This is a genomic window from Streptomyces sp. NPDC002574, assembly GCF_042889545.1.
Lineage (GTDB): Bacteria > Actinomycetota > Actinomycetes > Streptomycetales > Streptomycetaceae > Actinacidiphila.
This window is the reverse complement of sequence record NZ_JBIARB010000009.1, coordinates 357783-379458: the sequence shown is the minus strand read 5'-3', so window position 1 is coordinate 379458 and position 21676 is coordinate 357783. Positions and strand designations below refer to the sequence as shown.

At 72.5% G+C, this 21676-nt stretch carries 20 protein-coding genes; 8 read left to right on the top strand and 12 right to left on the bottom strand.

The genetic code is table 11. The features are described 5' to 3' along the window. Positions 1 to 33: 33 nt before the first annotated feature. The 3 genes from lpdA to ACFYXS_RS24245 all read right to left on the bottom strand — a co-directional run bounded on the left by lpdA (position 34) and on the right by ACFYXS_RS24245 (position 4196). Positions 34 to 1422: a dihydrolipoyl dehydrogenase gene (gene lpdA / locus ACFYXS_RS24255; protein ID WP_389251513.1), complete on the bottom strand. Its 1389-nt coding sequence runs from the start codon at positions 1420 to 1422 to the stop codon at positions 34 to 36. A gap of 304 nt (positions 1423 to 1726) precedes the next feature. Continuing rightward, a complete protein-coding gene (locus tag ACFYXS_RS24250; protein ID WP_389251511.1) occupies positions 1727 to 3238 on the bottom strand; it encodes a leucyl aminopeptidase in 1512 nt (503 codons plus the stop codon). Positions 3239 to 3389: 151 nt separating this feature from the next. Continuing rightward, complete coding sequence (locus ACFYXS_RS24245; protein WP_389251509.1) at positions 3390 to 4196, bottom strand: adenosylcobinamide-GDP ribazoletransferase; 807 nt, start codon at positions 4194 to 4196, stop codon at positions 3390 to 3392. A 68-nt stretch (positions 4197 to 4264) separates the two neighbouring features. On the opposite strand from ACFYXS_RS24245, the gene ACFYXS_RS24240 reads away from it, so the two are divergent. Further along, positions 4265 to 5002, top strand: a complete 738-nt coding sequence (locus ACFYXS_RS24240) for a hypothetical protein (protein ID WP_389251507.1) — start codon at positions 4265 to 4267, stop codon at positions 5000 to 5002. Positions 5003 to 5271: 269 nt separating this feature from the next. Here ACFYXS_RS24240 and cobT read toward each other — a convergent pair whose 3' ends face one another. Beyond that, complete coding sequence (gene cobT / locus ACFYXS_RS24235; protein ID WP_389251505.1) at positions 5272 to 6315, bottom strand: nicotinate-nucleotide--dimethylbenzimidazole phosphoribosyltransferase; 1044 nt, start codon at positions 6313 to 6315, stop codon at positions 5272 to 5274. A 40-nt stretch (positions 6316 to 6355) separates the two neighbouring features. After that, positions 6356 to 7558, bottom strand: coding sequence for a bifunctional adenosylcobinamide kinase/adenosylcobinamide-phosphate guanylyltransferase (locus tag ACFYXS_RS24230; RefSeq protein WP_389251503.1), 1203 nt, complete (start codon positions 7556 to 7558; stop codon positions 6356 to 6358). 69 nt (positions 7559 to 7627) lie between these two features. On the opposite strand from ACFYXS_RS24230, the gene ACFYXS_RS24225 reads away from it, so the two are divergent. Next, entirely contained in the window at positions 7628 to 7834 is a 207-nt protein-coding gene (locus tag ACFYXS_RS24225; protein WP_389251501.1) for a hypothetical protein, read from the top strand. 90 nt (positions 7835 to 7924) lie between these two features. Here ACFYXS_RS24225 and ACFYXS_RS24220 read toward each other — a convergent pair whose 3' ends face one another. From ACFYXS_RS24220 to ACFYXS_RS24210, 3 genes are all read right to left on the bottom strand, one after another. Next, positions 7925 to 9016 (bottom strand): S1C family serine protease, encoded by a 1092-nt coding sequence (locus ACFYXS_RS24220; RefSeq protein ID WP_389251499.1) that lies wholly within the window; start codon positions 9014 to 9016, stop codon positions 7925 to 7927. A 49-nt stretch (positions 9017 to 9065) separates the two neighbouring features. Next, positions 9066 to 9779 carry a class I SAM-dependent methyltransferase gene (locus ACFYXS_RS24215; protein ID WP_389251497.1) on the bottom strand — a complete coding sequence of 238 codons (714 nt, stop codon included), beginning with the start codon at positions 9777 to 9779 and terminating at the stop codon, positions 9066 to 9068. Positions 9780 to 9862: 83 nt separating this feature from the next. Continuing rightward, positions 9863 to 10456 carry a DUF3043 domain-containing protein gene (locus tag ACFYXS_RS24210; protein WP_389251495.1) on the bottom strand — a complete coding sequence of 198 codons (594 nt, stop codon included), beginning with the start codon at positions 10454 to 10456 and terminating at the stop codon, positions 9863 to 9865. 196 nt (positions 10457 to 10652) lie between these two features. Here ACFYXS_RS24210 and ACFYXS_RS24205 point away from each other — a divergent pair, with 196 nt between their 5' ends. The 5 genes from ACFYXS_RS24205 to ACFYXS_RS24185 all read left to right on the top strand — a co-directional run bounded on the left by ACFYXS_RS24205 (position 10653) and on the right by ACFYXS_RS24185 (position 17085). Then, a complete protein-coding gene (locus tag ACFYXS_RS24205; protein WP_389251493.1) occupies positions 10653 to 11441 on the top strand; it encodes a PspA/IM30 family protein in 789 nt (262 codons plus the stop codon). Between the two features lie 64 nt (positions 11442 to 11505). Next, complete coding sequence (locus tag ACFYXS_RS24200) at positions 11506 to 11784, top strand: hypothetical protein (protein ID WP_389251491.1); 279 nt, start codon at positions 11506 to 11508, stop codon at positions 11782 to 11784. A gap of 107 nt (positions 11785 to 11891) precedes the next feature. After that, entirely contained in the window at positions 11892 to 13082 is a 1191-nt protein-coding gene (locus ACFYXS_RS24195) for a sensor histidine kinase (RefSeq protein ID WP_389251693.1), read from the top strand. A gap of 40 nt (positions 13083 to 13122) precedes the next feature. Then, entirely contained in the window at positions 13123 to 13788 is a 666-nt protein-coding gene (locus tag ACFYXS_RS24190; protein ID WP_389251489.1) for a response regulator, read from the top strand. Between the two features lie 156 nt (positions 13789 to 13944). Further along, positions 13945 to 17085 carry an efflux RND transporter permease subunit gene (locus tag ACFYXS_RS24185; protein WP_389251487.1) on the top strand — a complete coding sequence of 1047 codons (3141 nt, stop codon included), beginning with the start codon at positions 13945 to 13947 and terminating at the stop codon, positions 17083 to 17085. Between the two features lie 81 nt (positions 17086 to 17166). Here ACFYXS_RS24185 and ACFYXS_RS24180 read toward each other — a convergent pair whose 3' ends face one another. Both ACFYXS_RS24180 and nadA read right to left on the bottom strand, forming a co-directional pair. Beyond that, on the bottom strand, positions 17167 to 18051 hold the full coding sequence (locus ACFYXS_RS24180) for a GNAT family N-acetyltransferase (RefSeq protein WP_389251485.1): 885 nt from the start codon (positions 18049 to 18051) through the stop codon (positions 17167 to 17169). Between the two features lie 16 nt (positions 18052 to 18067). Continuing rightward, positions 18068 to 19255, bottom strand: coding sequence for a quinolinate synthase NadA (gene nadA / locus ACFYXS_RS24175; protein WP_389251483.1), 1188 nt, complete (start codon positions 19253 to 19255; stop codon positions 18068 to 18070). A gap of 241 nt (positions 19256 to 19496) precedes the next feature. Here nadA and ACFYXS_RS24170 point away from each other — a divergent pair, with 241 nt between their 5' ends. Continuing rightward, positions 19497 to 19850: an iron-sulfur cluster assembly accessory protein gene (locus ACFYXS_RS24170; RefSeq protein WP_319662142.1), complete on the top strand. Its 354-nt coding sequence runs from the start codon at positions 19497 to 19499 to the stop codon at positions 19848 to 19850. 76 nt (positions 19851 to 19926) lie between these two features. On the opposite strand, the gene ACFYXS_RS24165 is transcribed toward ACFYXS_RS24170, so the two are convergent. Together ACFYXS_RS24165 and ACFYXS_RS24160 are read right to left on the bottom strand one after the other, a co-directional pair. Then, positions 19927 to 21309 (bottom strand): hypothetical protein, encoded by a 1383-nt coding sequence (locus ACFYXS_RS24165; RefSeq protein WP_389251481.1) that lies wholly within the window; start codon positions 21307 to 21309, stop codon positions 19927 to 19929. A 103-nt stretch (positions 21310 to 21412) separates the two neighbouring features. Continuing rightward, a complete protein-coding gene (locus tag ACFYXS_RS24160; RefSeq protein ID WP_389251479.1) occupies positions 21413 to 21616 on the bottom strand; it encodes a hypothetical protein in 204 nt (67 codons plus the stop codon). Positions 21617 to 21676: the final 60 nt, after the last annotated feature.

The window sequence follows — 21676 nt, the reverse complement described above, 5'->3', positions numbered from 1 at the left end:
CGATCTGTGCGGATTGGTCTGCGTGTCCGTGGATCAGTCGTGCGCGTGCAGCGGCTTGCCGGCCAGCGCCAGGTGAGCCTCGCCGAGCGCCTCGTTCTGCGTCGGGTGCGCGTGGATGAGCTGGGCGACCTCGGCGGGCAGGGCCTCCCAGTTGTAGACCAGCTGCGCCTCACCGACCTGCTCGCCCATACGGTCGCCGACCATGTGGACGCCGACCACGGCGCCGTCGCGGACCTGGACGAGCTTGATCTCGCCGGCGGTCTTGAGGATCTTGCTCTTGCCGTTGCCGGCCAGGCTGTACTTCAGGGTGACGACCTTGTCGGCACCGTAGAGCTCCTTGGCCTTGGCCTCGGAGATACCCACGGAGGCGACCTCCGGGTGGCAGTACGTCACGCGCGGCACGCCGTCGTAGTCGATCGGCACGGTCTTCAGACCGGCCAGCCGCTCCGCGACGAGGATGCCCTCGGCGAAGCCGACGTGGGCCAGCTGCAGGGTCGGGACCAGGTCGCCGACCGCGGAGATGGTGGGCACGTTGGTGCGCATGTACTCGTCGACCAGGACGTAGCCGCGGTCCATCGCGACCCCGGCCTCCTCGTAGCCCAGGCCCTGGGAGACCGGGCCGCGGCCGACGGCGACGAGCAGCAGCTCGGCCTCGAACTCCTTGCCGTCGGCGAGGGTGACCTTGACGCCGTCGGCGGTGTACTCGGCCTTGGAGAAGAAGGTGCCGAGGTTGAACTTGATGCCGCGCTTGCGGAAGGCGCGCTCCAGCAGCTTGGAGCTGTTCTCGTCCTCGACCGGCACGAGGTGGGGCAGGCCCTCGACGACCGTGACGTCGACACCGAAGGACTTCCACGCGGAGGCGAACTCGACGCCGATGACGCCGCCGCCGAGCACGATGGCGGACTTCGGGATGCGGTCCAGGACCAGCGCGTGGTCGGAGGAGATGATCCGGTCGCCGTCGATGGCCAGGCCCGGCAGCGACTTCGGCACGGAGCCGGTCGCCAGGAGCACGTGGCGGCCGGTGTAGCGCTGGCCGTTGACGTCCACCGAGGTCGGGGAGGAGAGCCGGCCCTCGCCGGTCACGTAGGTGACCTTGCGGGAGGCCACCAGACCCTGCAGACCCTTGTACAGGCCCGCGATCACGTCGTCCTTGTACTTGTGGACCCCGGCGATGTCGATGCCCTCGAGGGTGGCCTTGACACCGAACTGCTCGGCCTCACGGGCCTGGTCCGCGATCTCACCGGCGTGCAGCAGAGCCTTTGTGGGGATGCAGCCACGGTGCAGGCAGGTGCCGCCGAGCTTGTCCTTCTCGATCAGGGCGACGTCCAGACCGAGCTGCGCCGCGCGCAGCGCTGCGGCGTAGCCGCCGCTACCGCCACCGAGGATCACTAGGTCGAAAACGGTGCTGGCGTCGTTCGCCACGTCACGTCCTCCATGCATGGATACGCCGGAGCCGGTCCGTCATGACCGGGCGGCGGCTTTTGTTCGGCCGCTTCTGTTAAACGGGGCCCTGTCGTGCCGAGACAACATCTTCGCACTTGTTCGGGGCGGACGAGGCACCGGGCCGGGCTGTGAGACGTACGGAACGTCCCTGGCCAGGCTTACTCGCCGGTATCCCCGGATAAATACGGGAGTGCGTTGTCCCTTTGCTCGCTCTTGGCGAACGCGTACGGCCCCGGATGTCATACCCGGGGCCGTACGGAATGTGCCGAGGCTTACACCGCGGTCAGAGCAGCTCGCCCTCGCCGGCCTTCTCGGCCAGCCGCACCAGGGTGCGCACGGCGGAGCCGGTTCCACCCTTGGGGGTGTAGCCGAACGGGCCGGACTCGTTGAAGGCGGGGCCCGCGATGTCCACGTGGGCCCAAGTGATGCCCTCGCCGACGAACTCCTTCAGGAACAGGCCGGCCGCCAGGCCGCCGCCCATCCGCTCGCCCATGTTCGAGATGTCGGCGGTGGGGGAGTCCATCGCCTTGCGCAGGTCGGTCGGGAGCGGCATGGGCCAGGACTGCTCGCCGACCTCGCCCGCCGTCTCGTGCACCGCGGTGCGGAAGGCGTCGTCGTTGGACATGACGCCGAAGATGCGGGTGCCGAGCGCCAGCACCATGGCGCCGGTCAGGGTCGCCACGTCGATGATCGCGTCCGGGTTCTCCTCGGAGGCGCGGGTGATCGCGTCGGCCATGACCAGGCGGCCCTCGGCGTCGGTGTTGAGCACCTCGACGGTCTTGCCGCTGTACATCCGCAGCACGTCGCCGGGGCGGGTGGCCGCGCCGGACGGCATGTTCTCGGCGAGCGCCAGCCAGCCGGTGACGGTGACGGGCAGGCCCAGGCGGGCGGCGGCGACCACGGTGGAGAACACGGCGGCGGCGCCGCTCATGTCGCACTTCATGGTCTCGTTGTGGCCGGCCGGCTTCAGCGAGATGCCGCCCGAGTCGTAGGTGATGCCCTTGCCGACCAGCGCGAGGTGCTTGGCGTCGCGGCCCTTGCCGCCGCTGTAGACGACCTTCACCAGGCGCGGCGGGTTCGCCGAGCCCTGGCCGACGCCCATGATGCCGCCGTAGCCGCCCTTGAGGAGCGCCTTCTCGTCCAGCACCTCGACCTTGAGGCCGTGCTCCTTGGCGGCCTCCTGCACGAAGCCGGCGAAGGCCTTCGGCGTGAGGTCGTTCGGCGGCATGTTGATCAGGTCACGGGAGCGGTTGACCTCTTCGGCGATGACCGTGGCACGCTCGGCGGCGGCCTTGAAGGCCTTGTCGCGCGGCTTGGCGCCGACCAGCGCCACCTCCGTCAGCGGGGCCTTGCCGTTGCCCGCCTGGTACGCGGTGTACGCGTACGCACCCAGCAGCGCGCCCTCGGCGACCGCCTGGGCGGCCGCGGCGTCCTCCACCGGCAGCGCGAAGGCGGCCTTCTTGGAGCCGGCCAGGGTGCGGGCGGCGACACCGGCCGCCTTGCGCAGCACCTCGGTGTCGAACGCGGCACCGTCCGCCGGGGCCTCCCCGAGGCCGACCGCCAGCACGACCGGTGCCTTCAGCCCGGCCGGGGCGGGGAGCTTGGTCACCTCACCCTCAGCGCCCGAGGCGCCCAGCGTCTCGAGCGTCGCGGCGAGCCTGCCGTCGAAGGCCTGGTCGACCGCCTCCGCCCCGGTGGCGACCTCGGGGCCCTTCGTCCCCTTGGTCACGCCGATGACGACGGCGTCCGCGCGCAGCGCCGCGGCGGAGGAGGTGCTGAGAGTCAGTGCAGTCACGGTGATGGAGATCCTGTTCCTTCAGAGGCCCGAATTCTTGGCACCGGGCATCGCCCGGCGGCGCGGGGCGGGGGTGCAGGACCGACCTTACGCTCACTCCTGACACTTCCGCCCGCGGCGTGCACCCCGAGGCCGAAGGCGCGGGTTTTCCCTATCCGGTTCCACTGCCCGCGGCCAGCACGACCAGGGCGGCGGTGCACGCCGTCTCGCACAACGCGCCGAAGACGTCGCCCGTGACACCGCCCAGCCGCGCCCGGCAGCGACGCAACATCAACTCCGCGGCGCCCAGGGCGAGTAGGGCCGCCGCGGCGAACTGCGCCACCGCGTACGGCCCGAACGGCAGCCCCGCCGCGGCGCAGAGCGCCGGCACTCCGGCGGCCAGCCCCCACGCCGCCCGTGCCGGAACCGCGCCGGCCACCGCCGCGCCCAGCCCCTCCGGCCGGGCCGGGGGCACCCCTTGGCGGCAGGCGAGCGTCATGGCGGTGCGGGCGGCCACCGACGCGACCGCGAAGCCGGCCGCCCCGCGGGCCCACGAGGTCCCGTACGCCCCGGCCAGCGCGGCGACTTGGCCGAGCAGGACCAGGACCAGGGTGAGTACGCCGAAGGGCCCGATGTCCGACTGCCGCATGATGCGCAGCGCGTCCTCGGCGGGCCGTCCGCTGCCCAGTCCGTCGGCGGTGTCGGCGAGTCCGTCCAGATGCAGTCCCCTGGTGAGCGCCGCGGTCACCGCGACGGTGCCGGCCGCGGCGAGCAGCGGTCCGCAGCCGAGCAGCAGCAGCACCCCGCCGGCCGCGGCCGCGAACAGCCCGGCGACCAGGCCGACCAGGGGCGCCGCCAGCATCCCCGCCCGGGCCGCCGGGCGGTCCCAGCGGGTGACCCGCACACGCAGCACGGTCAGGGTGCCGAAGGCGAACCGCAGTCCGTCGGCGGGGGTCGCGGCGGTGGGGCTGGCGGTCATGGCGTGCAGGGTAACGGCCGCTTCCCGACCGTATAGTGCGCATACCAGGCCGAACGGGAGCAATCGGTATGAGCGACTGGTGGTACCGCAACATCATCGAGCCGGGAAAGCTGCCACTGCTCCTCGCCCTCTTCGCCTTCGTCGCGACCTTCGTGATCACACGGACCATCACCCGTCTGATCCGCGCCGGGAAGGGCCCGTTCCGGAACATCTCCTCGGGCGGGACGCACATCCACCACGTGGTGCCCGGCATCATCCTCATGACGATCGGCGGCTTCGGGGCCGTCGCCAGTTCCACGCACGGCTTCGGAGCGGGGCTGGCGGCCGTGGTCTTCGGCATCGGGGCGGGGCTCGTCCTGGACGAGTTCGCGCTCGTGCTCTACCTGGACGACGTGTACTGGAGCGACCGCGGCCGCAAGAGCGTGGAGGCCGTCGTGATCACCTTCTCCCTCGTGCTCATGCTGCTCGGCGGCCTCGCCCCGTTCGAGGTCAACTCGCTCTCCGCCGACCAGCAGCAGAACCGCCTGACGGCGATCGCCACGATCGTCGTCAACTTCCTCTTCGTCCTGGCCGCCCTCGTGAAGGGCAAGTTCCGCACCGCCGTCGTGGGCGTCTTCGTGCCCTTCGTCGCCCTCGTCGGCGCGCTCCGGCTGGCCCGCCCGGACTCCCTGTGGGCCGAGCGGCTGTACGGGCGGCGCCCGAAGACGGCACACCGCGCGGAGCTGCGCGCCGCCAAGCACGCCGCCCGCTGGCGCGGCCCGACCCGGCGCCTCCAGGACTGGCTCGGCGGCTTCACCGAACACTGACCCGGCCGGGGCCGGCGGCACCGGTCAGGCTTCCCACCGCGTGCCGCACCAAGGGACCGAGCGGAGCTCCGCGATGTTCGGCGGTACCTGATCAAGGGTTCCGCGCCGACCTCGTTCGCCTGCCGGATGACGGCAACCCGTGCGGATCCCGAGGCGCGGAGCCGAGCCGGGCCCCGCCTGCCTCGGCATCGCGCACCCCAGCGGCGCGGGGCGGCCGGCCGCCGGATACCGAGCGGCCCCGCGCTCCGGGTCGCCGAGGCCGTCAGGCCTCAGACGCGCTCGGGCAGTTCCGCGGAGAGTGCCGCGGCGGCCTTGAGCAGGGGCAGCACCAGCAGGGCGCCCGTGCCCTCGCCGGCCGTCACCTTCAGGTCCAGCTGCGGCTCGATCGACAGCCGGTCCAGCGCCTTGGCCTGCCCCGGTTCGCCGCTCGCCTGCCCGGCCAGCCACCAGTCCGGCGCCCGGAAGGCGATGCGCTGCGCGACGAGCGCGCACGCCGCCGACACCACGCCGTCCAGGACCACGGGCAGCTTGCGCACCGCGGCCTGCAGCAGGAAGCCGGTGATCGCGGCCACGTCGGCGCCGCCCACCGCGGCCAGCAGCTCCAACTGGTCGCCGAGGACCGGCCGCGCCCGGCGCAGCGCGTCCCGGATGGCCGCGCACTTGCGCATCCAGGCCACGTCGTCGATGCCGGAGCCCCGGCCCGTCACCACGGACGCGTCCGTGCCGCAGAGCGCGGCGATCAGCACCCCGGCGACCGTGGTGCCGCCGACGCTCAGATCGCCGAGCAGGACCAGGTCGGTGCCGGAGTCCGCCTCCTCGTCGGCGACCGCCATGCCCGCGCGGAACGCGGCCTCGGCCTCCTCGGCCGTCAGCGCGTCCTCGACGTCGATCCGGCCCGAGCCGCGCCGCACCCGGTGCGTCGTGACGTCGGCGGGCAGTTCCTCGGCGGGGGAGTCCACACCCACGTCCACCACCCGGACCGCCGCGCCGTACTGACGCGCCAGCACGTTCACCGGCGACGCCCCGTCCAGGACCGCGCGGACCAGCTCCACGGCGGTGCCCGCCGGGCGCGCCGACACCTTCAGCGCCGCCACCCCGTGGTCCGCCGCGAACAGCACGGCCTTGGGGTGCTCGATCGGCCGCACGGTGGCCGCGCTCTGCGCCGCGGAGAGCCACTCCGCGAGTTCGGCCAGGTTGCCCAGTGCCCCGGCCGGGCGCACCAGCCGCTGCCAGCGGTCGTGCGCGTCACGGCGTACGCCGGCGTCCGGGCGTTCCACACGGGAGGCGAAGTCATCGAGATTCAGGCCGCTCACGGGATCGAACACTACCGTTCCACCGCGCCCCGCGCCGAGGTCAGCCCCGCAGCGTCAGCGTCTGTCCCGCCACGACCAGCAGCACGTGCTCCGACTCGCCGGCCACCATCGCGTTCAGACGGCCCAGTTCGTCCCGGAAACGGCGCCCGCTCGCGGTGGCCGGGACCACGCCGGAGCCCACCTCGTTGCTGACGGCGACCACGGTCCGCCGGGTGGCGCGCCACGCCGCCGTCAACTCCCCGACGCGACGGCGCAGTTCACGCTCGGCGCCGTCCGCCCACTTCTCGTCGGACCAGGCGCCGACCTCGTCCATCGCGTGCGTCAGCCACAGCGACAGGCAGTCGACCAGCAGCGCCGGGCCCCCGTCCATCGCGAGCAGCGGCACCAGGTCGCAGGTCTCCAGTGTCCGCCAGCCGCCCGGCCGCCGCTCCCGGTGCAGGGCCACGCGCCGCGCCCACTCCGGGTCCTCGTCCCGGGTCCCGCCGGTGGCGACGTACAGCACGTCCGGGACGGCCGACAGCCGTCGCTCGGCCTCCGCCGACTTGCCCGAACGGGCCCCGCCCAGCACGAGCGTGCGGCGCGGTACGTCCGGCACCTCGTGGAAGTCGCCGACGGTCAGCGTCGTCCCGTCCGGCACGGCGCGCGCCCCGAGCGCGGCCAGCCGGCGGCGCGTCTCCGGTCCGGGGTGCACCGTGTGGTCGAGGTGCACGGCGACCACGTCCGTCGTGCCGGTGACCGCTCCCGCGGCGCGCAGCCGGGCCAGCGCGTCGGGCCGCGCCACGACGTCCAGCAGCACGGTCCCGTACGGACGTTCCGCCTCCGCGAGCCCCGCGGGGCCGCACTCCGGCGGCAGGTACAGCAGCCGTTCGCCCGTCGGCGCCACCACCTCGTACCCGGCCCCGGGCGCGTCCACCGGCACCGACCGGACCCGGTGCCGCGTCGGCAGCGTCATCTCCTGCCCGGCGGGCAGTCGCGCGGGGGCCGGCAGGCCCGCCGGGATCTCCACGGCCGGCCCGTCGTGCGGATGCGACAGCAGCACCTGCTGCACACCGGCCAGTGAATGCCCCGACCGGGCGGCCGCCAGCGCCACGCCGGGCGTGAGGTCCAGCAGCAGCACCCCGTCCACGAGGAGGGAGGTGGCCGCCCGCGCCCGCTCGCCCACCGCCACCGCGCACGCCGCGCACGGGCAGCCGGGCAGCGGCAGGCCCTCGGGGCCCCCGGTGCCGAGAAGTGTCAGTTCCACGTCCCGATTCTTTCGCGTCCGCGCACGCTACGCTGCCGGGCAGGCACCCCCAGGGACGAGGAGACGGACATGGCGTGGACCTGGCGTTTCGAGAAGACCGACGGCACGGAGGTCGTACCCGCGGTCGAGCCCGAGGAGTTCACCACACAGGGCGACGCCGAGTCCTGGATCGGCGAGGTCTGGAAGGACCTGGTCGAGGGCGGCGCCGATCAGGTCGTCCTCTTCGAGGACTCCACCAAGATCTACGGCCCCATGAGCCTGCACGGCGACGAGTAGCCGCCGCGTCCGCGGCGTGGAGGGCGCGGTGCGGCGCCCTCCACGCCGGGTGTCCCGCGAGGGGCGGGATCTCCGGGGGTCCCAGAGGTACTAGAGCTCGCCCAGGGTCACGCTGACCGTCTTCTCGTTGCCGTCGCGCACGAAGGTGACGTCCACCTTCTTGCCCGGAGCGGACGGGGCCAGCGCCTCGGAGAGCGCCTGCGAGGTCTGGATCTCGGTGTTGCCGACGCCGACGATGATGTCGCCGGGCTCGATGCCCGCCTTGTCGGCCGGGCCGCCCTTGACGACGGAGATGACGGCGACGCCGGCCGGGCTGAAGTCCGGCCCGAGCACGGTGCGGCCCGTGACGCCGAGCGCGGCCCGCCCGGACGACGTGACCTTGCCGTTCTTGATGATCTGATCGGCGATACGGGTGATCGTCGAGGAGGGGATCGCGAAGCCGATGCCCGGCGCCGAGTTGTTCCCGTTCCCGGAGGTCGGGTTGATCGCGCCGAGGGTGGGGATGCCGATGATCTCGCCGGACAGGTTGACCAGTGCCCCGCCGCTGTTGCCCGGGTTGATGGGCGCGGAGGTCTGCACCAGGTTGGCGATGGTGGCCCCCGGGGTGCCGCTGGACGCGGTCTCGGTGACGGTGCGGCCCAGCGCGGAGACGATGCCCTGGGTGACGCTGCCGCTGAGCCCCAGCGGGCTGCCCATGGCGAGCGCGATCTGCCCCACCTCGACCTTCGCGGAGTCCGCGAAGCGGGCCGCGCGCAGGTCGGACGGCGGTTTGTCGAGGGCGATCACCGCGAGGTCCTGCTCCGGGTAGCTCGCCACCAGCGTGGCCTTCCGCGGCTCGTTGCCGTTGGCCAGCGTCACCTGGAAGGTGGTGTTCTTCCCGACCACATGGGCGTTGGTGACGATGTGGCCCTTGGTGTCGTAGACGATGCCGGAACCGAGCTCCTCGGACGTCGTGATCTGCACGACCGAGGGCAGCACGTTCCGGACCACGTCCTGGTAGTTGTCCTGCAGCTCGCGGGCGCCGGCGGCCTCCGAGACCTCCGGCGCCGCGGACGTCTTCGCCGCGGGGGACTGGGGGGAGGAGGGGGAGCCGGAGGTGCATCCGGCGAGCATCAGCAGCGTCGCGGTCGCCGCGCACAGGGCCCCGAGCGTGCGTCGGGAGGTCGGCATGGAATCGGTCATGCCGGAAGTGTCGCTTTCGGCGCACGCTGCGGCGTGTAGCCCGCCCCGGTCAGTCCCGGACGCCGCACAGATGCAGCAGTGCCGCCACCGAACGGTACGGATCGGTGCGCCCGGCGAGTTCCTCCGCGGCGAGCAGCTCGTCCGGCACCTTGCCGGGCGCGGTGCCGTCACCGTCCGGAGCGGTGTCGGTGAAGACCCGCACCCCGTACCAGGCGTGCAGCGGCGCGCCGATGCCGTTCAGGGTGGCGGTGAGTGCCGCGAGCCGGTCGGCGCGGGCGGTCACTCCCAGCCGGTTGGTGTACGTGGTGCCGCCGCCCGAGAGCGCTGCCAGCGCGGTCGGCCAGTCGCCCTGCAGCGCGGGGCGCATCGCCAGCGCGTCGGCGTTGCGGACCAGCAGGGAGAGCAGCCCGCCCGGGGCCAGCACGCGGGCCAGCCCGGCGAGCATCGGGTCGGGCTCGGGCACGTACATGAGCACCCCGTGGCAGAGCACCACGTCGAAGCTGCCGGGCCCGAAGTGCCGGCCGGTCTCCCGGCCGTCGCCCTCGACCAGGGTGACGCGCTCGCGTATGCCCTCGGGCTCGACGGCCAGCGCCTCGCGCAGTGTGCCCGCCATCGCCGGATCGGCCTCCAGGCCGGTGACGAGGTGGCCGGCGCGGGCCAGCCGCAGGGCCTGGGTGCCCTGGCCGGGGCCGACGTCGAGGATGCGCAGCCGCCGGCCCACCGGGAAGCGGGCCGTGATCTGTTCGTCGAGCTGGCGGGCCACCAGCTCCTGGCGCACTGTGTTCCGGAGTCCGCCCAGCCCGTCCAGCCAGCGGCCGGCGACGGAGGCGAACCCGCCGTCCGCGCTCAGAGCTGCTTCGTGCCGCGCTTGACCTGCGGCTTGGGCAGGCGCAGGCGGCGCATCTGGAGGGAGCGCATCAGCGCGTAGGGAACGGCGCCCCGGGTGTTCTGGCCGGGGAAGCGCTTGGCCAGTTCGCGGCGCAGGAGGAAGGCGCTGAGGGCCGAGTCGGCGACGATCACCACGATCACCACCAGCCACAGCAGCAGCGAGAGCTGCTTCAGCGCGTCGTTCTGCACGATGCTCAGCACGAGGATGACCACGGCCATGGGCAGGAAGAACTCGGCGGCGCGGAAGCGGGAGTCCACGTAATTGCGGGCGAACTTGCGCACCGGGCCCTTGTCACGCGCGGGCAGGTAGCGCTCGTCGCCGTTCATCAGCGCCTCGCGCTGCTTGGTCATGTCCGTGCGGCGCGCGTCGCGCGCCTGCCGGGCGGCCGCCTTGCGGTCGCCGGGCGCGGTCACGACCTTGCGCCGCTGCGTCTGGGCCTCGCTGCGCTTGGGGGTAGGGCGGCCCTTGGGGGCCTGCGGGTCACGGGTCTGCTGGTCCTCGACCACCGTGGTGGCTGAGGCCTGCTCATCTTGAGAACGACGTCGGAACACAACACCAAGGTTACGTGGTCGCCGAGCGGACCCCCAGCCCCTCACCTACTCCCTGGGCCTGAGGTCACCGAACTGTGATCGTTCTCAAGGATGAGCGCTTCCGCAACAGAACAGTGGGGTAATGGAACCACGCCCCGTACTGTGGGGTCTGTAGATGGTGTGCCGGCCAGCCGACTGAAGGGGGCGCGCGAGGCCCATGAGCGGTGTCATGAAGCGGATGGGGATGATCTTCCGCGCGAAGGCCAACAAGGCCCTTGACCGGGCCGAGGATCCGCGCGAGACCCTCGACTACTCGTACCAGAAGCAGCTGGAACTGCTGCAGAAGGTGCGCCGGGGGGTGGCGGACGTCGCGACGTCCCGCAAGCGCCTGGAGCTGCAGCTGAACCAGCTGCAGCAGCAGTCCGCGAAGTACGAGGACCAGGGCCGCAAGGCGCTCGCCCTGGGCCGTGAGGACCTGGCCCGCGAGGCGCTGTCGCGCCGGGCCGCGCTGCAGCAGCAGGTCACCGACCTCGAGACGCAGCACCAGACCCTGCAGGGCGAGGAGGAGAAGCTCACCCTCGCCGCCCAGCGGCTGCAGGCCAAGGTGGACGCCTTCCGCACCAAGAAGGAGACCATCAAGGCCACCTACAGCGCCGCCAAGGCCCAGACCCAGATCGGCGAGGCCTTCTCCGGCATCTCCGAGGAGATGGGCGACGTCGGCCTGGCGATCCAGCGGGCCGAGGACAAGACCGAGCAACTGCGCGCCCGCGCGGGGGCTTTGGACGAGCTCCTGGCCTCCGGCGCGTTGGACGACCCGACCGGCATCGCCAAGGACGACATCCAGGCCGAGCTGGACCGGCTGTCCGGCGGCAGCGACGTGGAGCTGGAACTGCAGCGCATGAAGGCGGAGCTCGCCGGGGGTTCCCCGCAGCAGGCCCTCGAGAGCGGGCAGCCCGGCCAGCAGCAGGCACAGCCGCAGGACCAGCCGCGTTTCGACAAGCAGTGACGAGCAGCGACAAGCAGTGACCCGCAGTGGGAAGCAACGTTGAGGCACCCCTGAGGAGGGCGTCGTGATCGTGAGGATCATGGGGGAGGGCCAGGTGACGGTGGACGAGAGCCACCTCGCCGAACTCAACAAGCTCGACGACGAGCTCCTGGCCGAGATGGAGAACGGCGACGAGACCGCGTTCCGGCGCACGCTGACCGCACTCCTCGACGCGGTCCGCAGGCTCGGCACACCGCTTCCGGACGACTCCCTGGAGCCGTCCGAGCTGATCCTGCCCGGCTCGGACGCCACCTTGGAGGAGGTCCGGGCCATGCTCCGCGACGACGGGTTGATCCCCGGCTGACCCACCCACCAGCGCACCCGACCGTGCCCCGGCCCCGGTTCCGTACCGGACCGGGGCACGGTCGTCCCGCCGGGCCCGTACCGTTGGTCAGCGTGCAGCATCGTTCCATGCGGGACCGGGCCCGCCTGTGGCCGACGGCCCACCCCGTCGCCCTCGACGCCGGGCTGGCGGCCGCGGTTCTGGCGATCATCCTCGGCAACATGTTCATCGGGCCGCACGCGGAGCGGTACGACACCTCCGTCACCGACATCGTGCTCAGCGTCGTCGCCTGCGCCGCCCTGCTGCTGCGCCGCCGCAGCCCGCTGGGCGTGCTGGTGTTCACCGGCGCCGTCACCGTCGTCTACCTGCTCACCGCGAGCGGCGACAGCCGGGGCCCGGTGGCCGGTGCCGTCATCGTCGCGCTGTACTCCGCCTCCGCCCGCACCGACCGCGCCACCACCTTCCGCATCGGGCTCGCCTCGTGCCTGGTGCTGACCGCGGTCGCCATGCTCTTCGGGGCCAGGCCCTGGTACTCCGCCGAGAACATCGCCCTGTTCGCCTGGTCCGGCATGGCCGCCGCGGCCGGTGAGGCCACCCGCAGCCGGCGTGCGTACATCGTCGCCGTCGAGGAGCGGGCCGAACGCGCGGAACGGACCCGGGAGGAGGAGGCGAAGCGGCGGGTCGCGGAGGAGCGCATGCGCATCGCCCGCGAGCTGCACGACGTGGTCGCCCACCACATCGCCCTGGTCAACGTCCAGGCGGGCGTCGCCGCCCACGTCATGGACACCCGGCCCGACCAGGCCAAGCAGGCCCTCGCCCACGTCCGCGAGGCCAGCCGTTCCGCCCTGGACGAGCTGCGCGCCACGGTCGGACTGCTCCGCCAGTCCGGCGATCCCGCGGCGCCCATGGAACCCGCGCCGGGGCTCGGCGTCCTGGACCAGCTCGTCGAGGGCTTCCGGCGCGCCGGACTGCCGGTCGACATCGACGAGGACGGCGCCGGCACGCTGCCCGCGACCGTCGACCTGACGGCCTACCGGCTGATCCAGGAGTCGCTGACCAACGTCCACAAGCACGCCGGCCGGGGCGCGCGCGCCGAGGTGCGGATCGCCCGCGCCGCCGGCGCCCTGGAGGTCACCGTCGTGGACCGCGGCGGCCGCCCCGACGCCACCGTGCCGGCCCCCGCCGCCCCCGGCGGCGGCCACGGCCTCATCGGCATGCGGGAACGCGCCGCGGCCCTCGGCGGCACCTGCGAGGCCGGTCCCTGCCCGGACGGCGGGTTCCGCGTGCATGCCCGGCTGCCGCTGGCGGTGACCGCCTGAGGGCGGCACGGCCACCCGGCGGCAGTGGGAGGATGCCCCCATGATCAGGGTGCTGCTCGCGGACGACCAGGCGCTGCTGCGGGGTGCGTTCCGCGTCCTCGTGGAGTCCGAGCCGGACATGGAGGTCGTCGGGGAGGCCTCCGACGGCGCCGAGGCGATCGTGATGGCCCGCAGCACGCGGGCCGACGTCGTGCTCATGGACATCCGGATGCCCGGCACGGACGGCCTGGCCGCGACCCGGGCGATCACCGGCGACGAGGACCTGGTGGGAGTGGCCGTACTGGTCCTCACCACCTTCGAGGCCGACGAGTACGTGGCCCAGGCGCTGCGCGCCGGCGCCGCCGGATTCCTCGGCAAGGGCGCCGAACCCGACGAACTCCTGGGCGCGATCCGCACCGTGGCCGCCGGGGACGCGCTGCTGTCGCCGTCCGCGACGAAGAGCCTGATCGGGCAGTTCCTGGCGCAGGCGGGCACACCGTCCCGCCCCGCCCCCGAGCTGGACGCGCTCACCGCCCGCGAGCGCGAGGTGCTGATCGAGGTCGCGATGGGTCTGCCGAACGACGAGATCGCCGAACGCCTCGGCGTGAGCCCGCTCACCGTCAAGACCCATGTCAACCGCACCATGGCCAAGCTGGGCGCCCGTGACCGCGCCCAGCTGGTGGTGGCGGCGTACGAGTCCGGCCTGGTGCGCCCGGCGGGGCGCTGACTACGCCCGGCGCCGTACCGCAGCCGCAGTACGCGACGGCCGCACACCACGACCTCGGAGTGAGGAAACCGGCCTCCGGGACAGGAGAAGCTGGGGTGGTCTGATGACCGATATCTGTATCCGCATCCTCTGACCCAGAGAAGAGACCGCACCACGATGTCCTGGCTGTCCAGAATCAGCCTCGCCCAGCGCGCCCTGATCGCGCTCATGGCCGTGGTCGCCGTCGTATTCGGCGCGATCGCGATACCTTCGCTCAAGCAGCAGCTGCTGCCCTCCATCGACCTGCCCATCGTCTCGGTGATCACGACCTTCCAGGGTGCCTCGCCCGATGTCGTCGAGAAGCAGGTCGTCGAGCCGATCGAGGACGGCATCAAGGGTGTCGACGGGATCACCGGCATCACCTCGACGGCCAGCGAGGGCTCGGCCGTGATCATGGCCCAGTTCGACTACGGCAGCGACAGCGACAAGCTGGTGGCCAACGTCCAGCAGGCCGTGAACCGGGTCTCCTCGCGTCTGCCGGAGGCCGCGGACCCGCAGGTCGTGGCCGGCTCGACCGACGACATCCCGACCGTGGTGCTCGCCGCCACCTCCACCGGGCTGGACCAGCAGGCGCTCGCCGACGGTCTGGACCGCTCCGTGGTCCCCGTCCTGCAGGACATCGACGGCGTCGGCCAGGTCACCGTCACCGGCGTGCAGGACCAGGTCGTCACGGTCACCCCGGACGACGCGAAGCTCGCCAGTGCCAAGATCGGCGCGGCCGCCGTGGTGCAGGCGCTGCAGGCCGGCGGCCACCCGGTGCCCGCCGGCTCCTTCGACGAGAGCGGCAAGAGCCGTACGGTCCAGGTCGGCGGCGAGTACGCCTCGCTGGACGAGATCAAGGACCTGCGCATCCCGGCCGCCCCCAAGCCCGTGCGGCTCGGTGACATCGCCACCGTCCAGGAGGCGCCGGACGCCACGGACTCCATCACGCGCACCGACGGCGAGCCGAGCCTCGGCATCGCCGTCACCATGACCCAGGACGGCAGCGCCGTCGCGATCTCCACGGCGGTCAAGGACAAGCTGGCGGACCTGGAGCGGGACCTCGGCAAGGGCGCGAAGCTCACTGTCGTCAGCGACCAGGGCCCGGCGGTCTCCAAGGCGATCGACGGCCTGACCACCGAGGGCCTGCTCGGCCTGCTCTTCGCGGTCATCGTCATCCTGGTCTTCCTGGCGTCGCTGCGCTCGACGCTGGTGACGGCGGTCTCCATCCCGCTGTCGGTCGTGCTGACGCTGATCGTGCTGTGGACCCGCGACCTGTCGCTCAACATGCTCACCCTGGGCGCGCTGACGATCGCCATCGGCCGGGTCGTCGACGACTCGATCGTGGTGCTGGAGAACATCAAGCGGCACCTCGCCTACGGCGAGGAGAAGCACTCGGCGATCATCGCCGCGGTGCGCGAGGTCTCCGGCGCGGTCACCGCGTCCACGCTCACCACGGTCGCGGTCTTCCTGCCGATCGGCCTGGTCGGCGGCCTCGTCGGAGCGCTGTTCGGCTCCTTCTCGCTGACCGTGGCGGCGGCGCTGCTCTCCTCGCTGCTGGTGTCGCTGACGGTGGTGCCGGTCCTCTCCTACTGGTTCCTCAAGCCCCCGGCCGACGCCGGGACGGTGGACCCGGAGGAGATCCGCCGCGCGGCCGAGGCGAAGGAGGCGGGCAGCCTCCTGCAGCGGCTGTACGTCCCGGTGCTGCGCTTCGCCACGCGTCGCCGCATCACCAGCGTCGTGATCGCGGTCGCGGTGCTGTTCTGCACCTTCGGCCTGGTCCCGCTGCTGAAGACCAACTTCTTCGACCAGGGCGACCAGGACACCCTGACGGTCAAGCAGCAGCTCGCTCCGGGCACCAGCCTGAAGACCTCCGACGCCGCGGCCGGCAAGGTCGAGAAGCTGCTGGGGAGCATCGACGAGGTCAAGGACTACCAGGTCACCGTCGGTTCCTCCGGCTTCCTGGCGGCCTTCGGCGGCGGCACCGGTGCCAACCAGGCCAGCTTCCAGGTCCGTCTGAAGGACGCCGGCGACAGCGCCGCCGCCCTGGACAAGATCCGCACCGGCCTGAAGGCGCTCGACGGCGTCGGCACGACGTCGGTCTCCGCGGGCGGCGGCTTCGGCAGCCAGAACCTGTCGGTCGTGGTGAAGGCCGCCGACGGCGACACCCTCGCCAAGGCCGCCGAGCAGGTCCGCGACGCCGTGGCCGGACTGGACGACGTCACCGACGTCACCAGCGACCTCGCGCAGTCCGTGCCCCGGATCGAGGTCCACGCCAAGCAGGCCGAGGCGGCAAGGTACGGCCTGAACGACACCACCATCGGTGCCGCCGTCACCCAGGCCGTGAAGGGCACGAGCGTCGGCAAGGCGGTGCTGGACGACACCGAGCGCGATGTGCGGGTCACCTCCGAGCAGGGCGCCACGACCCTCGCCGGGCTCAAGGCGCTCACCATCGAGACCCCGGTGGGCCCGGTGAAGCTGGACAAGGTCGCCGACGTGGTGGAGGCCCCCGGGCCGGTGCAGAAGACCCGGATCGACGGCGCGCGAGCGGCGACGATCACGGCGACGCCGACCGCCGACAACACCGGCGCGGTCAGCACAGCACTGCAGAGCAAGATCAAGTCGCTCCACCTCCCCAAGGGGGCGACCGCCGAGATCGGCGGTGTCTCCTCGGACCAGGGCGACGCCTTCTCCGGGCTCGCGCTGGCGATGCTCGCCGCCGTGGCGATCGTCTTCATGCTGCTGGTCGGTACCTTCCGCAGCCTGGTCCAGCCTCTGGTGCTGCTGGTGTCCATCCCGTTCGCCTCGACCGGCGCCATCGGCCTGCTGCTCATCACCGGTACCCCTCTGGGTGTGCCGTCGCTGATCGGCATGCTGATGCTCATCGGCGTCGTGGTGACGAACGCGATCGTGCTGATGGACCTCATCAACCAGTACCGCGCGCAGGGTTACGGCGTGGTGGAGGCGGTCATCGAGGGTGGCCGGCACCGTCTGCGGCCGATCCTGATGACCGCGCTGGCGACCATCTTCGCGCTGCTGCCGATGGCCCTCGGGGTCACCGGTGAGGGCGGCTTCATCGCCCAGCCGCTCGCCGTGGTCGTCATCGGCGGTCTGCTGACGTCGACGCTGCTCACGCTGCTGCTCGTGCCGACCCTCTACACGATGGTCGAGCTCCGCAAGGAGCGGCGGGCCAAGCGCAAGGCGCTCAAGCGGGCCGCGAAGGCCGACGGTTCCGACGCGGGCGAGGCCGAGCCGACGCCCGAGCTGACCAAGGTCTGACACCCGTGAGCAGGGCCTGACGACGGAGGGACCAGGGGCGAACGCCCCTGGTCCCTCCGTCCGTTGCTGCCCGTAGCGCTCTCACCCGAAGAATCCCGAGGGGATGTACGGCTCCGGTGGCCGCATTCCGCGCAGGCAGACCCAGCCGGACGTGCTGAGTTCCAGACCCGCCGTCAGGCCGACGTCCACCGCCCACTGCTGCTCGGCCGTCAGATTGCCGACCTGCGCAGGGGTTCCCTCGGGCAGGCTGAGCAGTGCGGCCGTGAGCAGCCGGGTCGCCAGCCTGCGGGAGGTGGCGGCGAGCAGCCTCACGTTCCCGTACCGGTCGATGTAGCAGTAGCCGCTGCCGGCCAGGTCGTCGACCACCAGCAGGGCGCTCTCGGTGAGCAGTTGGTCGTGGTCGGGGCCGTGGGCGCCGCCCCGGGTGCGCCGGTCGACGGAGTCCATGATGTCGCGGTGCTTGGCCGATCCCTCGTGCACCGCCCCGTCCGGCGCCGGCAGGTCGCCCTTGCGGACGGCACCCTCCAGGCGCGTCGCCGGGTGCAGCGCGAATCCCGCCCGGCGATAGGTTGCCGCCGCCCGCGGGTCGGGGGAGCTGCAGATGATGCCGCGCAGGCAGCCACGCCCGTAGGCCAGGGCGGCGGCGAGCAGTTCGCGTCCGACCCCCTGCCGCTGCGCGGACGGCAGCACGGCGAACGTGGACAGCACCCAGGTCCCCTCGCGGCGCGTCGACAGGGCGACCCCGAGCGGCATGCCGGAGGTCTCGTCCACGGCCAGCCAGCAGCCACCGGGGTCGGTGCGCGCGACGTGCCGGTTGCGCCGCCGCAGCAGGGCGGCCGGCTCGGGAGGCATCTCCTCGGGCGGGCCGCTGCCGGGCAGTGCGTCGGAGGCGCCGAACGCGGCGGCGGCCACGACCGCTATCGCGTCGGCGTCCTCGTCGGAGTCGCGGAGAGGGCGCAGGATCATGCGCCCATCCTGCCCGCTACGGCAGGGCGAGCATCCGCTCCAGCGCGAGCTTGGCGAAGTGCTCGGTCTCCTTGTCGACTTGGATGCGGTTGACGACCTTGCCGTCGGCCAGCGACTCCAACGTCCACACCAGGTGCGGCAGGTCGATCCGGTTCATGGTCGAGCAGAAGCAGACGGTCTTGTCGAGGAAGACGATCTGCTTGTCCGGGTGCGCCTTGGCCAGCCGGCGCACGAGGTTGAGCTCGGTGCCGATCGCCCAGGAGGAGCCGGCCGGGGCCGCCTCCAGCGCCTTGATGATGTACTCGGTCGAGCCGACCTCGTCGGCCGCGGCCACGACCTCGTGCTTGCACTCGGGGTGCACCAGGACGTTGACGCCGGGAATGCGGGCGCGGACGTCCTCGACCGACTCCAGCGAGAAGCGGCCGTGCACCGAGCAGTGGCCGCGCCACAGGATCATCCTGGCGTCCCGCAGCTGCTCCGTGGTGAGCCCGCCGTTCGGCTTGTGCGGGTTGTAGACGACGCAGTCCTCGAGGGAGAAGCCCATGTCGCGGACGGCGGTGTTGCGGCCGAGGTGCTGGTCGGGGAGGAAGAGCACCTTGTTCTCCCGGCCCTCGCCCTGCTCGAAGGCCCACTCCAGGGCGCGCTTGGCGTTGCTGGAGGTGCAGATCGTGCCGCCGTGCCGGCCGGTGAACGCCTTGATGTCGGCGGAGGAGTTCATGTACGAGACGGGCACCGTGATGCCGGCGACGCCGGCCTCGGTGAGCACGTCCCAGCACTCGGCGACCTGCTCGGCGGTGGCCATGTCGGCCATCGAGCAGCCGGCGGCCAGGTCGGGAAGGATCACCGCCTGGTCGTCGGAGGTCAGGATGTCCGCGGACTCGGCCATGAAGTGCACACCGCAGAAGACGATGTACTCGGCGTCGGGCCGGGCGGCGGCGTCGCGCGCCAGCTTGAAGGAGTCGCCGGTGACGTCGGCGAACTGGATGACCTCGTCGCGCTGGTAGTGGTGGCCCAGGACGAAGACCTTGTCGCCGAGCTTCTCCTTGGCGGCGCGGGCCCGTTCCACCAGGTCCGGGTCGGAGGCGGCAGGCAGGTCGCCGGGACAGTCCACACCGCGCTCGCTGCGGGGATCGGACTCGCGGCCCAGGAGAAGCAGCGCGAGCGGGGTCGGCTGGACGTCCAGCGGTTCGGTGGTGGTGGTCACGGGCCCGGAGCCCTTTCTCTGCGGAACTGCGGCTCAACCTTTTCGTCTATTTGACGCTATCTATCATAACCTGTTCGCGTCAGGATGACGATGGGCATCGCGTCACTGTGACGCATTACCCGGAGCGGCCTCGGTGTGCGAGCATGGATGACGCGAAAGACGGTCGGACCCGGAGGAATGAATCCGGGAAGCCACCGGTTGACCGTCGTGGCAGCAGTCCGTACAACCCGGGAGTGATCAGATGACGGTTCAGGACGAGACCAGCCAGAGCGAGGGCATCCTGCTGTCCGACGCAGCGGCCTCCAAGGTCAAGAGCCTGCTCGAGCAGGAGGGCCGCGAAGACCTCGCGCTGCGTGTCGCCGTCCAGCCCGGCGGCTGCTCCGGTCTTCGCTACCAGCTCTTCTTCGACGAGCGCGCGCTCGACGGCGATGTCGTCAAGGACTTCGGCGGCGTCAAGGTCGTCACCGACCGCATGAGCGCCCCGTACCTCGGCGGCGCCTCGATCGACTTCGTGGACACGATCGAGAAGCAGGGCTTCACGATCGACAACCCGAACGCGACCGGCTCCTGCGCCTGCGGCGACTCCTTCCACTGAGTCCCGGCGCGGACGCGCACGCACACGGAGGCGGCGGACACCGAACGGTGTCCGCCGCCTCCGGCGTTGTGCGGGGTCAGGCGTGCGGCACGGTGCTGCCGTCGGAGAGGTCCACGACCTTCCGGTCGCCGAGCGGCCGGTCGAGGGGGACCGTGCGGGTGAACTTCTTGGCGATCATGATGCAGACGGCGCCGGGGTTCTTCTCCACCGAGGTGACGCGCACCTCCACCACCCGGCCCGAGCCGTCGGCGGTCGCCGCGTAGCTGCTGCAGACGCCGCCCCAGAAGCGCAGGGTCAGCTTCGAGCCCTCGACGGCGTACGACTCCACCTTCGTCGTCCCCGCCCGCGGCGCCGTGCCCGGACCGGGGACGCCGGGCGCGCCGGGTCCGGTCCGCGAGGGGGAGGGGCCGCTGCGCACGTACGCCGGGTCCACGGCGGGCTGCGCCAGCACCGAGGTGCCCCGCACGCCGGGCTGCGTCAGCGAGAACAGCCACGACGGGACCAGCGCCCGCCGCCCGCCCACGAACTGCGACGACAGCCCGAACTCGGCCTTGCGCACCTCCTGGCCCCGGGGGCCGGACGGCAGGCACGGCAGCTGCCTCGGCAGCGCCGGGTCCTCGCCGGGCGCCCGGGACTCCTTGGGCGCCACCGTCGGGCAGTTGCGCAGACCCAGGTCACCGCCGGTGCCGGAGCCCCGCAGCTGCTCCAGGGCCTCCGCGGCCGACACCACGGGATAGGTGGCGCCGCGGGTCAGCGGCGCCATCGTCCCGTACGCCATGACCACGCCCTCGTGGCCCACGGTCAGCACCGTGCGCCACCCGTGTGTCGGCAGCCCCGCCACCCGCGGGTCCGCGGTGACCTCGCGCAGGGCTCCCACGGATTCGCCCGCGTCGGTGCGGGCGTCCTCCAGGCCGAGTGCCGCGAGCACCGGGGCCGCTTCGCGCAGCGCCCGGTCCGCGGGCACCGCCTGGTCGCTGCCCGGGGCGGGGACGCGCTTCTTCTGCGGGGAGACCGTGTAGAGGGAGTACGCCCAGTCGCCGGGCGCCTGCTGGTCCACCCGCAGCGCGGGCCCGCCGCCGTCCGGGGTGCCGCCGGCTTTCCACGCACCGTGGTCGGAGCGGACCGTCCCGGGCACGCCCAGGGCGCGGGCCAGCTTCTCCACCGCCGCGCGGGAGACCGTGCCGGGGCGCTGCAGGGCGGCGGAGGACGGGCCGGCGGGCAGGTCGGTCCTCAGGACCGGGTCGCCGACCGGGCCGTGCGGGGGGCTGTCGAGTTCCAGCGGCGCCGGGGACTCGTTCCCGCCGCCGTGCCCGGCATCACCGGGTGCGCGGGGCGTACCGGCCTGGGCGTTCGCCCAGTAGGCGCCGCCGCCCCCGGCGGCGAGCACGGCCGCGGCGACCGCGGTGACGGCCCAGGACGGCCTGCGCCGGCGGTGCGGCGGGGCGCTCTCGCTCTCCACGATGGCTCCTTCGGCTCCCGTACCACGGGGTACAGCACATGACGCCCCTGTGACTCAGGAGCGGGACGTCACTTGGACGGGCCGGAGCGCGTCGCGGTTCCGATCAGTCGCCGTACTCGGCCATGCCCTCCACGACGTGCGCGGATGCCTCGGGCACCGTGATGCCGTGCAGTGTGGACGGGGCGACCCGTGAGACCTTCGGCGTGGCGGGGGTCTCCCAGTGCTGGGCCATCTTGCGGCAGTCGCCGAGCAGCTCGGCGAGCGTCTCAGGTTCGCCGAGCGGAGCGGCGGGCAGGGAAGGGGTCATAAGCCGACCCTAGGCATCCTGAATCACATGAGAAAGCCCTACTATCGGGTAGTTTCTCCG